This is a genomic window from Bdellovibrio sp. NC01 (genome assembly GCF_006874625.1).
In the GTDB taxonomy this organism is placed as follows: Bacteria; Bdellovibrionota; Bdellovibrionia; order Bdellovibrionales; family Bdellovibrionaceae; genus Bdellovibrio.
Map to the genome: position 1 here is coordinate 3385355 of NZ_CP030034.1, position 13577 is coordinate 3398931.

The 13577-nt window shown below is 43.9% G+C and carries 13 protein-coding genes; 1 reads left to right on the forward strand and 12 read right to left on the reverse strand.

The window, feature by feature from the left end; all coding sequences use genetic code 11:
• Positions 1-57: 57 nt before the first annotated feature.
• The 8 genes from DOE51_RS16090 to DOE51_RS16125 are packed head-to-tail and all read right to left on the reverse strand — an operon-like array spanning position 58 to position 8349.
• Positions 58-933, reverse strand: a complete 876-nt coding sequence (locus DOE51_RS16090; RefSeq protein ID WP_210415541.1) for a ThiF family adenylyltransferase — start codon at positions 931-933, stop codon at positions 58-60.
• Entirely contained in the window at positions 921-1895 is a 975-nt protein-coding gene (locus DOE51_RS16095; protein WP_142697551.1) for a hypothetical protein, read from the reverse strand. The genes DOE51_RS16090 and DOE51_RS16095 overlap by 13 nt, the downstream gene beginning before the upstream one ends.
• A 27-nt stretch (positions 1896-1922) precedes the next feature.
• On the reverse strand, positions 1923-3026 hold the full coding sequence (locus tag DOE51_RS16100) for a GNAT family N-acetyltransferase (RefSeq protein ID WP_142697552.1): 1104 nt from the start codon (positions 3024-3026) through the stop codon (positions 1923-1925).
• 11 nt (positions 3027-3037) lie between these two features.
• Positions 3038-4294, reverse strand: coding sequence for a hypothetical protein (locus DOE51_RS16105; protein ID WP_142697553.1), 1257 nt, complete (start codon positions 4292-4294; stop codon positions 3038-3040).
• Positions 4287-5609 (reverse strand): ABC transporter permease, encoded by a 1323-nt coding sequence (locus DOE51_RS16110; protein ID WP_142697554.1) that lies wholly within the window; start codon positions 5607-5609, stop codon positions 4287-4289. The genes DOE51_RS16105 and DOE51_RS16110 overlap by 8 nt, the downstream gene beginning before the upstream one ends.
• Positions 5610-5628: 19 nt before the next feature.
• A complete protein-coding gene (locus tag DOE51_RS16115; protein ID WP_142697555.1) occupies positions 5629-6354 on the reverse strand; it encodes an outer membrane lipoprotein-sorting protein in 726 nt (241 codons plus the stop codon).
• Position 6355: 1 nt separating this feature from the next.
• Positions 6356-7663 carry an ABC transporter permease gene (locus DOE51_RS16120; RefSeq protein ID WP_142697556.1) on the reverse strand — a complete coding sequence of 436 codons (1308 nt, stop codon included), beginning with the start codon at positions 7661-7663 and terminating at the stop codon, positions 6356-6358.
• Positions 7663-8349, reverse strand: a complete 687-nt coding sequence (locus DOE51_RS16125) for an ABC transporter ATP-binding protein (protein WP_142697557.1) — start codon at positions 8347-8349, stop codon at positions 7663-7665. Before DOE51_RS16125 ends, DOE51_RS16120 begins: the two co-directional genes overlap by 1 nt.
• Before the next feature lie 210 nt (positions 8350-8559).
• Between DOE51_RS16125 and DOE51_RS16130 the strand changes: the two genes are divergently transcribed.
• Positions 8560-9060, forward strand: coding sequence for a hypothetical protein (locus DOE51_RS16130; RefSeq protein ID WP_142697558.1), 501 nt, complete (start codon positions 8560-8562; stop codon positions 9058-9060).
• Positions 9061-9167: 107 nt separating this feature from the next.
• Here the strand turns inward: DOE51_RS16130 and DOE51_RS16135 are convergent, their stop codons facing one another.
• The 4 genes from DOE51_RS16135 to folD are packed head-to-tail and all read right to left on the reverse strand — an operon-like array spanning position 9168 to position 13547.
• Positions 9168-10472: a class I SAM-dependent rRNA methyltransferase gene (locus DOE51_RS16135; RefSeq protein ID WP_142697559.1), complete on the reverse strand. Its 1305-nt coding sequence runs from the start codon at positions 10470-10472 to the stop codon at positions 9168-9170.
• A gap of 3 nt (positions 10473-10475) precedes the next feature.
• Entirely contained in the window at positions 10476-11612 is a 1137-nt protein-coding gene (locus DOE51_RS16140) for an esterase-like activity of phytase family protein (RefSeq protein WP_142697560.1), read from the reverse strand.
• Entirely contained in the window at positions 11612-12652 is a 1041-nt protein-coding gene (locus tag DOE51_RS16145; protein WP_142697561.1) for an aromatic ring-hydroxylating dioxygenase subunit alpha, read from the reverse strand. The genes DOE51_RS16140 and DOE51_RS16145 overlap by 1 nt, the downstream gene beginning before the upstream one ends.
• A gap of 37 nt (positions 12653-12689) precedes the next feature.
• Positions 12690-13547 (reverse strand): bifunctional methylenetetrahydrofolate dehydrogenase/methenyltetrahydrofolate cyclohydrolase FolD, encoded by an 858-nt coding sequence (gene folD, locus DOE51_RS16150; protein ID WP_142697562.1) that lies wholly within the window; start codon positions 13545-13547, stop codon positions 12690-12692.
• Positions 13548-13577: the final 30 nt, after the last annotated feature.

The window sequence follows — 13577 nt, forward strand, 5'->3', positions numbered from 1 at the left end:
CGAAAAAGCCCCGGAATCACCCAGGGCTTTTTGGCTTTTTATATCTGAAATTTAATACTAACTAAGACTCTTTAAGAACTTACGAACGAAGGATCTTTTAATCACGTTCAAAGGGAATTTCAGCGGCTTTTCAACGCGCATTTTCCAAGGATTCCAGAAAATCCCGCGATACGTCGCCTGCGTTTTTTTATTCAAAAGAACTTTCATCGCCTCGTAACTCATCATGATGCCGGTGCCCCACACCATCGGAGCCAGCGAAATTCTTTTTCTTTTACCCGTAATCATTTCCGCTGCATATTTCAAAACCACATGATCGGAACTTGAGGAATTCGTTAGGACGTATTCCATCTCTTTACCCGAACATTCCTTCACCATTTCATCCGTCAAACCCTCAGGGCGCAAACGCACCGAAGGAAATTGCATGAATTCTTCCGGACGAGGATCTTGCGGTTTCACGACGTAAACATTCGGCAAAGTAGAGGCAAAAGCATCGATTACCGTCTTGTTGTGATCGCGACCAGCACGCATCAACAACAACGTCGCTTTCACGTCATCGCAGCCGTTAATAACTAAATCCACACGCGGCATGATCTCATTCAAACGATCAGGCCACTCACCACCCCAAACTTCCAATTGAATTTCAGGATTAATTTTTAGCAGAGCTTGGCGCGATACTTCCGCCTTCGACATGCCCACTGTATCCAAATTTGAAAAGATCTGACGATTGAAGTTACTGACTTCAAAAGTATCGATATCGGCGATGATGAATTTGCCTACACCCACACGTGCAAGACAGGCAAGAGCTGCTCCGCCCATGCCGCCGACTCCTGGAATGAAGATCGTGCTATTGCGAAGTTTGGCTTGTTCTTCTTCAGTGATAAAACCTAAGTTGCGAGTGACAAATTCTTCATAGCTAAACATTATTTTTTCCACTCCATCTCTTGATAAGAAAGACGAGCTGGTGCTGGCTTCTTATAAGAATCGCCCAGTGGACCGACTCTTAAAACGTTCACAATTTCTTGGCCTTTGGTATTCAATTTCTTTTGCACCAAATCCAAAGCAGGCTTGTCATCAGTTAATAACGATAGCGGCGCACCGAACAGATTCATCTCTGTCAAAGTCAGCCACGCACGCATAAACGCGCGGCCCTTATCGATATCATTATGTGATTTACATAAAATCACGGCTAAGGCTGAAGCAGATTGAATTTGTCCCGCTTCACTTACAAGAGCTTTCGCCATTCCAAGCTTTGCCAAGAAATCAAAAATTGATTTCTTCAAAACAACCGAGGCTCCCCATGCTTCCACTCCGCTAAGGCTCATTGATTCCGTATTCAAGCCATCCTTCGACCATTTGGGATGAGACGAACTAAAACGCATCCACGAATAAAGTTCTTCCAGATATCCAGGCAAAGTCAGAAAGCGGTAATTCACGTTATCGAAGATTTGTGAAACATCTTTTAAATCAGCAGGCTTCGTCAAAAACTCAATCGTAAAACCATCACTTGTTGCCAAGTGATTTTGGATTGATTTCTTCTTAGTGAATTTACCACGATAACTAAAACGTCTTGTCAGTTGATTGGCTAAAACATCTTTAGGCACACCGCTTGTGCGTTTTAAACGCGCCATCGGTTGACCTTGTTCAGCCGTTTGTTTTGCTTCGACAATTTCAATGCCTTCTCCCTCTGCCGACATTGCGATCGCCAAAGTTTCAATCAACGCACCTAGTGACTGACGCAAATCCTTTAAATGCGGATCGCCGACAGGTAAAAGTCTTTGAAAGTCTACATATACTAAAATTTCTGAATCCGAGGGAAACGCTAGACGAAACGGTTGCACGTTATGCGCGCTAATACTTAACGTCGCGGCTTTCAGAATTTGTTCTTTAGTCATCATACCGGTTCCTTACTGTCGCCTAAATTCTTAGACAGACTTTCTGTAAAGGTTCAATTCATGCATCAAAGTCGCATTTAACTTTTCTGCCTGACGTAAAGAGGCTTTGTTATCCAATGAAATCCAAGTTCCACCGAAAGTCCTATAACCACGACGCTTCAGTGCCGACATAATATCGTAAAGCATCACACCATTAAGACCACGTGATTGGAACTCTTTATAAACGGAATAGAAAATGATCGTCGCTGATTCGCGACGGAGTTTATGCATTAAGAAATGATATGGCGTCGTAATACCAAATTTCGAACCGATCGCTTTTAAGAACGGATTCAAATTTGGGATACAGATCAAAACGCCCACCGGCTTGCCTTCGTAGTTGGCAATAACCGAAGTCTCTTTATCAATGATCAGCATCATGTCTTTAGCTTGGAAATAAATTTCTTCAGAAGTCAGTGGCACGAACATCGGGTTTTCAGAAAACCCATGGTTCAAACACTGTCTCATCGCTTCCATAACTTTTTCTAAGTTATCACTTTGTAGTTTTTCAAACGTATACTTCGGATCTGCCATGATCTCTTTTTGTTTTGGACCAAGCAGGCTTTCAGGATTGAATGCTTGAATATCTACTTCATGAGTGACCATTGGGAATGTCGCTTCATAGCCACACTTTTCCAAAAGCTTCGCGACGTATTCCGGGGCAAACACTTGATCCGTGTAGTGATAATTTTTATGAATTTTTGTTACGACACCGATCATCTGCATCGCCGTCATGTTGAAGTTACCAATCACTTCATTGCAACCATGCGACTTCGCGAACTCTTCCGCTTTTTTAAGTAGCGCTTGCGCGACCTCAACATCATCAATCAAATCAAAGAAACCGTAATAAGCTCTTTTCCAACCATACTTTTCATTCGATGCATGATGGATATGAGTCAGAATGCGACCCGCCAACTTACCGTTTTTGTAAGCGGTGAAATAAGAAAAATCCTTTTCTGTTCTGAATAACGGATTTTTCATACTTAAAAAGCGTTCAAGGTCCATTTTCAACTGTGATACAAATGGAAAATCTTTTGGATAAACCACTGACGGAGTTTTGAAAAAGTCGTTAAAGTTCTTCTCTTTAATTTCAACCATAGTGGCTCCCTTTACAGCGCCCAGCGGACGCCGACGCTGCCTTGCACGCCGTACAACAAACGAAACTCTGTATTTTCTTTTCCGAATGAGCTAAGAACTTCAAGATATCCAGTCCACGCATCACTTAATGCTTTATCCGCGCTGACTTGCACAACACCCGATTGATCCTGCATTGATAAAATATTTCTCATGTACAGGCTGGCATCTTTCTTTTTACCCAAATCTGGGACGCGCAAAGAAAGATACAGGTAGTTCTGACCTGGCAGTTCCAACCCTGAGTGCGAATAGCGCTTCAAGTTTTCAACCAGATACGGATTCGGAAAGGTAATACCTTGAATTGAATATTTCAAAGCATCTGCATCCCAGCCAAGGCCATTATAAAACCACTCTAAACGGACATCGACACGTCCTTCATAACGGATACCCCAATCGGCGATCGTAAACATCTGGCCCGAATCAGGATTCGTTTCAACCAGCTGTACGAAGCCCATACCATCAACAACAGGATCATAACTGTAACTGCCGATGCTGTGGCGAAGATCCGCATAGAACGAAAAAGCGTCTGTAATATACCAATCAAAGTATTCACCAAAGAACGGACGACCGTAACCTTCCGTACCCGCAACGGCGCCTAAGAACGAACTGCCGGCGCCATGATATTCGACCTTCAATGTCGATTTCGGTTCGAATTCTTTTTCAACTTGGAACGGCTGTTCGTTGTTACTGATCGGTTCACCAATAGCAACCAAACTCCAATTCGGCGATGGCGTATAATTCACACGCGCAAGGACCAAACCTTTTTGCACAAAAAAGAAACTGCGCTGGTCGTTACTGAAATGGAAGAATACGTTCGATGGATTGATGAACTCACCCGGTCCCCATTGATACACTTGCAGACCTGCGACTGCTTTCCACTTTTCAGAGATATCCCAATCAAGATACGCTGCCGTTAAATCAAGCTTCCCTTTCGACATTGTCGAACTTGAATCCGGGTTTTCTTTTTGTGTCCAGGTATTATTCAAAGTCCAACGTGGACGAAACACCCACTTTGTTTTCGGAGTCAGAACATTAAAATCATCACGCAAATCGACCGTCGCCGTATTATACGGAAGGCCTAAGATCTGGTTGTCAGGATTAATGCCATTATTTAATGGCTCGGAATAAGTATCGTACAAATACGTTTCAAAGGTATTGCGAAATTCCCACTTCGCGGCTTGCGCAACACTCGAAGCCGCTAAAATTAGAAACAAGGGCAGCAGTTTAAACATGCCCTAGGTTCTCCACGATCTTTTTACGTAAAGTGCCACGACATACAAGTGCCGTCACCACCAAACCAATCGAAATCAACACGGCTGCTGCCACGATATATACGATCAAAGCCGCTTTGATGTGGAATGGAACCGGCATCGATAGCAAGCCTGCTTTATAATAGATACCCGCGTGATTCACGATGAAGCTTGTCACGAGGGCTGCAACCGCTCCGATAATGATACCCATCGCTGACAAAAAGAACGACTCCCACATAAAGATGTTGCGAATAAAGCCAGGTGAAAAACCAAGACTGCGCAGAGTACCGATTTCTTTTGTACGTTCTTTAATTGATTTAATTTTCGTATTCGCTACCGACAGCGTCGTAATCGAAATAATGATAATCACAACGAAGTTTCGGAAAACTGACAACAAGTCGATCGATTTACGATACAACTCTCCAACGGGATGATCCTGCCAGCGAGTCAAACGCAGGTCCGGATATTTACTGCCGATTTGTTCATTAAAACGTTTTTCAAATTCATGACGGTACTTTTGATCTTTCATTAAGAACGTCACGTACGAAACTTTGTCAGTGTTCATCAACTGTTGTGCCGCCGGAAGCGACATCATAATGAAACGGTTATCGATTTCTTGATAACCACCATCAACGAAACCCGCGATATCGAAATCCATCGCGTTAAGCTGTCCTGATTCCGTTGTCACACTCATTTGCACTTGCGGGCTGTCGCAATCGAACGGACGTTCTTCCGCAATGTAACCTTGATCGGGACTCATGATTTGTACGGGTTTGGTGTGACAGCTTAGGGAACGACCTAAAATTTGTCCCACTAGAATCGCATTGGGATTATTCGTTAAATGCAGTGGCTTACCGTAAAGAGCATTCCAACCCCAAACCGGTTCACGCATTTTTTTGGATTCTTCAATATCCATCGCTTTCGCAAAGAAAATCACCGACGTTTTACCGTTCGTCACCATGCCCTGCAAAGCCAAAAAACGAGCTGATTCTTCAACGATATCAGAGTTCTTTGCGGTGAACTCTTTCATGGCCTTTTGCTCATCCGCAGTCACGGCATATTGAAAAGGTTCGGCACGGCCTTCTGGAGTTTGGGCTTTTGCGTTTTCCACGACAAAATCCCCGAACATATTGCGTGAATGGTAACCATCATAATAAAGATCACCGACATCGCGAATGTAACCTTCAAAGAACACAATAGAATAAAAAGCGGCAACAACTGATAGAAGTGCCGACAATGAATGTCGCCAATTCACCATTACGTTTCTAAATGCCAGCGAGATCAGTCGTTGCTGCATGATCTAAAGTATCCTTATCTTAGCGGCTCAAGTTATTGATGTTGAACAATGAAGCGGCGTGGTTTTCAACTTTCGGTTCGTCGTAGCTGATCACGCTCTTATTGTCTTTGAATTTAGCATCAACGATCGTCATTTTACTTACGAATGGATTTTTCTTACCACCGACAGTGATTGTGTTTTTATACTCCATCTCGCCAACTTTAAAAGTCTGACCTTGCAAAGTCAGGAATTCAGCTTTTTCAGCCAATTTCGTTTTACCGTTGATGTAGTAACGAATTTGATCGTAAGTCAGATTCGGAGATTTCGCTTTTAACAACAAAACATAGATTTTATCAGCACCACGCGCTTCGGTTTTTTCCAAAGTCGCCGTGTAGTCACGTGCATAGTGGGTACTTGCGATATCACCGTTTGCGGCCTGACCACTCAATTTCTGACGAGGAGAAATCGACACTGGCTTTTTCAAGCTTGGTTTAAAGAACCACATATTGCGATCATTGAACAAATAAACTTCACCCTTAGTTCTTGCAGGCGCTGTTGCCTCAACCAAAGCGTCATGTTCTTTCGCTTTGACGATGAATTCACGTTCAGACGTTTCGCCGTCTTCAGTCGTTTCAATTTTCGTTTTCCATGTCAAACCGCCTTCGATACCACCACGAGCACCGTCAGACGCTTTCAAAAGATCAGACGCCATATCGGCATATGAAGTACTTGCACAAAGAAGAAGAACACATAACAAGCTTTTCATTTTAAGCTCCTGTATCTGCTAAGAGTTCAATGATTTTAGATTTATTTTTAATATAACTAACGATCGCGGCACTGATTGTCGTCAACGCAATCAAGAACAGCGCGGCCCCTAAACACAGGCCCACATTCAAGATCAACAAGAACTGAATCGAACCTTGAGTTCCCGGAGGACTAAATTGAATATTCGCTGAATTCACTGCCGAAGCGATAATCAACGAACAAATCAGACCTGCCCCTACGCCAAGACTGCCCAGTAAGAACACTTCTTGAACGAACAAAGAAGACACTTTACCTGGAGTAAAGCCAATCGCACGCAAAGTTCCGATCTCTTTCAAACGCTCAAGCAGCCCCATCGTTGTGGAGTTTACGATCGACAAAATGATCGCACCACAAATCAAGAAGATGAAGAACGTGATCATCACGTACAAGAAACCCATCGATCCGACAAAGTATGAATTCCACGCTTCATCATTGTAAGCGTAAACCTCCATGGGCAAGCCCTGCGCATCGAGTTCTTTCTGCAACATCTTCTTGAATGACGACGTGTCGCCGACGTGCTTCAAGAAGACCGCCATATATTCGATGCCATCCGTTGAATACAGCTGCTGCAATAACGCTAACGGAGCACGCAAACTGGTATCTTCCGCTAATGAAAGACCTGTCGTATGCACAGTTCCTAAATCAGCGTTCACGGCATTCAGATCATTATAAAAACTCTTACCTGCCAACTGCACCGTACGAACATTTTCCGGAAGATTTGACAGATCTTGCGGCAACCCTAGAAGCTCTGCCATTCGGTGAGTAATGGAAATCTGCAATGGGTTTTTAATAAAGTCGTCAAACTTATCGCCTTCTTTGCGAAGAACCCAGTCACTGGCCCACTTCAAGGGTTCGGGATGCATATTCGTCTTTTGATAGACTTCAGGTTCAAATCCCAAAGCAATGAATGGAACGGACTTATGACCATTCGAGATCAAACCAGTCCCTGTTAAATATTTACCCGTGAATTCGATTTGATCCGCATGAGCTTTTAAAATGTCATCAAGCTTTACGATCTCTTCACCGTTGATCACATATTTTTTAGGTTTCGAAAAATACGATGTTAAAGAATCTTTTTTAACGATCGCGATATGACCTTTGTGATTCAAATAAACGCTTGCCGCACGCAAACCGCTTTGCGCACGAACTAGATACGCACCCAACAGCACTAAACCGATGTAGCCCGTTAAAATAGCAATACCCGTCGCAAGACTGCGGCGCTTATTACGAAGCAAATTTCTGAAAGCCAACTTCCAGCTAAGTGATTCCATTAGCCGTTCTCGATCTGTCCGTCGGCGATACGCACAACTCTGCCCACACGACCCATCAATTTTTCGTCATGAGTACAGAAGAAGAATGTCACGTGGCGCTTTTTATTAATCTCTAAAAGCAAATCGATAATTTTGTGAGTCGTATCAGAATCCAAATTCGCAGTCGGCTCATCAGCCAAAATCAAAGCGGGTTCTGTTACAAGAGCGCGCGCAATCGCAACACGCTGACGTTGACCGCCGGAAAGTTTATTCGGCAAATAGTCGCGGAATTTTTCCAAGCCCACGTCTTGAATTGCTTGTTCAACACGACGTTTTCTTTCTTCGGCAGAAAGATCGTGTTGCACGATCAACGGCAATTCGATGTTTTCAAAAACCGTTAAGACCGGAATTAAGTTAAACGATTGAAAAATGAATCCAACGCGACGATTGCGCAAGTGACTTAACTCTTGTTCGCTCATCTTAGCGATGTCTTGACCTTCAATTTCAACGGTGCCGTTATCAGGAATATCTAAACAGCCAATCAGGTTCAGCAAAGTACTTTTGCCTGATCCGGAAGCCCCAATAAGCGCCGTAAATTCACCCTTATAAAGAGTCAAATTGAGGCCGCGTAAAGCTTTTACTTCTGTTTCGCCAAGTTGATAGGTTTTAACTACTTGCTGCACTTTTACAATAGGCTGTGAATTCATAAACTTTATTCTGAATTTGTTTTTCTGGGATGGGCACAACTTCCTCACCAAGCCAGACTTAAGATGGGCGATTCTGCGTCCGTTTGGGAGCGACTTCATCTCCGCAGTGGTGCCGTTTTGGATATTCATTTTATGAATGACGGAATTCGAATCATTCATTGGAACCTAAACCCGATTGCCCATATAAGAGTCCCTCTTTAGAGGTGAACCATGAAAGCATTATTTATCCTACTTCTTACATTCTCTGCAGCCGTAGCGAAGGCTGACCTTAACGATGAATTCACAAATTTTATTGTGACGTATTCAGAACAATCTCATTTGTATGGCGAGCGTGAAGTAAAACTTGAAAAATTTTCCCCAGCGCAACAAGCACAGCTCTTGAAGCTTGCAACAGCTGAAGCTGACATTTGGGTCGATACAATTCTGGAAGGCGATTATGCTCTTACAAATGATCCCTTGACGATCGACATGGTGACAGCTTTGTACCAAGGTCAAAAACTGGTTGCATATCAAATCGTGTATTCACAACGCGCGTTCGATACTTCAAACTGTGAATATGATTTTGAAGCGTTAGACGATAAGAGCTCGAATGTTGATGAAGTGTTTGCACAATGCACTCAAGGTCGTATTTACGGGACGTCTTTCGTGTCGCCAAACCTGCAAGTTGTTGAAAGAGACATCAACAATATCGAATACTTCGAAGAACAGTAGTTCTTCCCTAGTCTAATTTAGACATAAAAAAGCCGCGAGATCCTGTTACACTCCCGCTTCGCTGGAGTAGGCATTCGCGGCATTTTTTTTGAACTTCTTAAAGCGAACTACTGAATGTAGTGCACGTACATCTTCAGATAAAAACCTTCAGGGAATTGCATCAGCGTTGGATGGTCCGCCGCATGGCCACCACGCAAAACACTGCGCACTTCTGTGTAGTTACGCAAAGAGGCTTTACGAATAGCATCGCGGAACTCTTCTTCCTCTAGCAAACCAGAGCATGAACAAGAAGCCACGAAGCCGTTTTTCTTCGTTAAACGGAAAGCGTGTGTGTTCATCTTCACGTAAGCCGCTTTACCCGTCGGAATATCTTTTTTCGCTTTAATAAACGCCGGTGGATCAGCGATGCAAATGTCATAATGCTGACTTGGCAAATTCGCTAAACCTTCAAGCACGTCCATTTCGTGAACCGTGACTTTAGCTCCTTCACGTTCTGCATTTTCTTTTGCAAACGCCAAAGCCGTTTTAGAAACGTCGACCAAGTGCACTTCCACTTCAAAACCTTGAGCCTTCAAAGCACGAGTGATTTGCGTCGACCAGTGACCGACATAACAACAAAGATCCAACACACGGATCACTTTCGTGTTTTGTTGTTTTGCCCAGTTCTTAAATAAATTTACGGCCAAATAAATATTATGAGTTTGATCCAAGAAGAAGCCTGTCTTTTGGCCCTCTTTTAAATCACAACTCATTTTGATAACGCCTTCGTCAGCAGCAGCATTCAACAAGATCTCAACATGTTCCAAGTTGAAGCCTGGAAGATCTTTGATCACAAGCGGAGCATTGACCGTCATGCCTTCAAGTTTGCGAATACCAACGTCGTTACGAATCACAACTGCTGTTTCATCCCACGAGAATGGCGAAAAGCCTTGTGCCTTTGCTTTTTCAGTCAAACCTTTAAAGAACTCTTCTGAATTCTTCAAAGCTTCATCCATACCTGCTGTCACAAGCTGAGCAACGAAAACTTGCGCCTTCTTGCCGTTTTGTTCGATCAAATAATAATCAAGTACCAGACCCGGAATATAATCAGACTCGCCGAAACACAAACGGAAGCTACCACGGAAACCTGCGGCTTTACGAACTTTCCATGACGTAAATACTTTTTCGTGAAGGAAATCAAAACTTGTCGGCTGTGCATCTTGGCTATTGAACGTCAGGGCACGAAACGCAATCAACGAATGCGGATTGCCGTAACCACGAGCTAAAAACTGCCCTTTCGCGTCTTGCAACTCCACCGCTGACCCAGGAGGTAAACCTTTTGGCGATGCCGATAGTTCATTCGAAAATACCCACGGATGGCCCGAGCGCACACGTTTATCCGCACCAGGGCGAAGTCTCCATACTGTCATCATAGCTTATTCACCTTCGACTGCGAAAACGATGAACTCTGTCAGTTCATTTTTAGAAAAATTATTATCAACCATCACCAGAAGACTGCGACGGCCATCTGGAAGAGTCGGACCCCAAGCCATGGCTTCGAAGTTTTGAATTGTCTTCGTGCCACGTTCTTTCGTTAGATCCGTTTCGAAGTCGACCAATTTAACTTTATCGACTGTTTTGTATTTGCCATCTTCCAATTTATCCATGGCAAGAGTGCTTGTGCCCTTGGAAAGATCCGCCAAGTAGATCGCAACTGTTTGCGCCCACAAGTGTTGACCTAAAATACGCACACCACGTTCCATCACAAGAAGTTTTGTTTCTGACAACGCTAAGATTTCAGAAACGCCTCTCATCACTTCTTTGCCTTTGTCGTTATCTTTGAAGGCATCGATGTGATATGCGAACTCAGTAACGGGTTTATAGGAAGCCGCGCTGGCTTGCCCACCTGACTGAGTTGATGAAAGCTGATTTTCGAATTTCAAAATACGAATGACATCGCCGTCAGCTTCTTTGCCACTGACGATATCTTGAGACAAACAAGCTTCAGTACTTGTAAAAACAAACTTGCCATCGTTCCAAGTCGTTAAACCCTCGAACGCCAAATTGTTTTGAATGCCTTTTGTTTGTTTGCCAGTTCTTTCAGGTAGATATTTTTCTGGAACCGGAAGATCTAACTTCCATGCACCGTCAGCCGACGCTTTAAAAATTCTTGGCATCGAACGTGGTTTCGCGTCGTTGCTGCCTTCAGAAGAAATAAAAATATCGCCAGAAGAAAGACGGATCAAACCTTCAGGATCAAGCATCGCTTTACGCTCACCATCCAGAGGCAGACCTGTCACAAAGTGTACGGACTTTGGTGTCAGCGTGATCTTTTTGTCTTTTTCAATCTTCAAATCGAATTCATAAAAACGAGGATCGCCGACACGACCTTTATCATCAGACAAAGCAGTCAACGTGCCATTTTGAAAAGCGATTGCCGACAAACCACCGATCGTTGTCTTTTCATACTTCGTTCCTGTTGGGATTGAAGTCTCACCAAAATATTCCAAACGCAAAGCGTGGGCTTGAGCACAGGCGAAGAGCAACGAGAGTGCGATTAAATTCTTCATCATTAACTTCTCCAACGAAGTTCAGTTTCTTTCACAGGGTGCTGGAATTCGCGCTTTTGTTCCAAGTGATCATGATATTCTGTCTTCAAAGCATAATACCATTTCGCTTGCGTGTCGGCGTCTTTGATTAACATCAAGCTTGGATCGTATTTCAGACCATCTTGTTGTTTTGTGACAGCATCCATATCTTGACCCAAGAACACTTCACCGAATTTACGCACCGCTGGCTTCAAGATGCTCAACCATGGAATATCCCAGTAAACCAATTGCGTGATGCGTGTGTTTTTCTCATCCACCGGAGTCAACGCCGTGAATGAATAGAAATTACGTTTACCCACTTCGATGTGTTCAATGCGCACACATGGCAGAGTGAAAGTGATCTCTGTCGTAGGAACACCGCCTAGCAAACGATATGCTTTTGAGTTTTTTGAAGGTTGATGCCGAACCATTTGGAAACCGTAGTCCACTGGAGCAAACAGTTTCTTTTTCTCTAACATTGATTTTTCTGAACGCCAGAACCAGCTTTTGTGCACGTACGGACCGTGCGCTGGGTCCATCAAACCAATCACCGCGTGATCGACGTGACATGGGAAATTCACAACGAATTCCAATTTCGGTTTCACGTCAGCAGGGAACGCTTTCATCACAGGAACCTGTGGTGCTTTCGTCATGTCGTAATTTTTATCGCCAACGAAAATCCAAATGATGCCTTGAGCTTCATGCACAGGATAACTGCGCACTTTGATTTTGTTTGGATTCAAATCTTGATCTGGAAGAAGAGAAGGAATCTCTGTGCAAGTTCCCGTGCAATCAAATTTCCAACCATGATACGGGCATTCCAATTGATCGTTCACAACACGACCATAGCTCAACGGAATTCCACGATGAGGACAGATGTCACGCATCGCTGCTACTTTTCCCTTAGAGTCGCGGTAAAACACGACAGGCTCGCCCATGATTTTGCGAGCAACCGGTTTTGCATCTTTCACTTCAGAAGATGGCAAAGCCACATACCATACGTTTTTCAAAAAACCTGTGTACATTCAGAAATCCTATTTAGCTGTTTTTGCAGAGTTTTTTCTAAAAGAGTCGTGCTCTTTTTTCCGCTAGGAGGCAAGTATTTTGTAGAAGAGTTGTAATCGTCATAGGCCCAACTCCACCAGGAACCGGAGTCGCGGCAGCCACCCACCCGTTGAGCTCTTCAAAACGCACATCTCCGCAGAGTTTTCCACCCTGGCCAGAGCCGTGCATTCCAACATCGATGACAACTGCGTCTTTTTTGAAGTCTTCTTTACCAAGCAGACCGGCCTTACCCGCAGCCACCACTACAAGATCCGCCTCTTTCGTGTATTGCGAAAGATTCTTCGTTTTAGAGTGGCAGATCGTGACCGTCGCATTGGCCTCAGTCAGCATGTGCGCCATGGGTTTGCCGACGATATTGCTACGCCCGACAACCACCACACGCTTGCCTTCAACTTCAATGTTGTAGTGCTTAAGAATCGTCATCACTCCTTCAGGAGTACACGGACGAACAATCGGTTTTCCCGCAAAGAAATAACCCAGCGATTTGAAAGTCAAACCATCCGCATCTTTTTCTGGAGAAACAACACTTAAAACTTCATCAGAACTTAAATGTTTTGGCAGAGGAAACTGCACCAAAATGCCGTCCACTTTCGCGTCGTTATTCAGCTCGCGCAATAAAGTATTCAGTTCGTTTTGTGTCGCCGTATCCGGCAGAGCGTGGATACTGGAAGTCATTCCCAATTTCTCGCAAGCGATTTTCTTATTACGAACATAGACGTGGCTGGCTTTATCATCCCCCACAATGACAACCGTCAAATGAGGAGGACGCCCGACTTTTTCGTGGAATTTTTCAATTCGAGGGATCAGGGACGCGCGAACCTTGTTAGAGACTTCTTTGCCATCTAAAACAACCATGTCACACCCCCGATAAATCTGATGACTTAT

Bases quoted from the DNA above. Each gene is read 5' to 3' on its own strand.
- folD (WP_142697562.1), bottom strand. From the start codon at position 13,547: ATGGTTGTTTTAGATGGCAAAGAAGTCTCTAACAAGGTTCGCGCGTCC.
- DOE51_RS16135 (WP_142697559.1), bottom strand. From the start codon at position 10,472: ATGATGACAGTATGGAGACTTCGCCCTGGTGCGGATAAACGTGTGCGC.
- DOE51_RS16130 (WP_142697558.1), top strand. From the start codon at position 8,560: ATGAAAGCATTATTTATCCTACTTCTTACATTCTCTGCAGCCGTAGCG.
- DOE51_RS16120 (WP_142697556.1), bottom strand. From the start codon at position 7,663: ATGGAATCACTTAGCTGGAAGTTGGCTTTCAGAAATTTGCTTCGTAAT.
- DOE51_RS16140 (WP_142697560.1), bottom strand. From the start codon at position 11,612: ATGATGAAGAATTTAATCGCACTCTCGTTGCTCTTCGCCTGTGCTCAA.
- DOE51_RS16100 (WP_142697552.1), bottom strand. From the start codon at position 3,026: ATGGTTGAAATTAAAGAGAAGAACTTTAACGACTTTTTCAAAACTCCG.
- DOE51_RS16110 (WP_142697554.1), bottom strand. From the start codon at position 5,609: ATGCAGCAACGACTGATCTCGCTGGCATTTAGAAACGTAATGGTGAAT.
- DOE51_RS16125 (WP_142697557.1), bottom strand. From the start codon at position 8,349: ATGAATTCACAGCCTATTGTAAAAGTGCAGCAAGTAGTTAAAACCTAT.
- DOE51_RS16105 (WP_142697553.1), bottom strand. From the start codon at position 4,294: ATGTTTAAACTGCTGCCCTTGTTTCTAATTTTAGCGGCTTCGAGTGTT.
- DOE51_RS16095 (WP_142697551.1), bottom strand. From the start codon at position 1,895: ATGATGACTAAAGAACAAATTCTGAAAGCCGCGACGTTAAGTATTAGC.
- DOE51_RS16115 (WP_142697555.1), bottom strand. From the start codon at position 6,354: ATGAAAAGCTTGTTATGTGTTCTTCTTCTTTGTGCAAGTACTTCATAT.
- DOE51_RS16145 (WP_142697561.1), bottom strand. From the start codon at position 12,652: ATGTACACAGGTTTTTTGAAAAACGTATGGTATGTGGCTTTGCCATCT.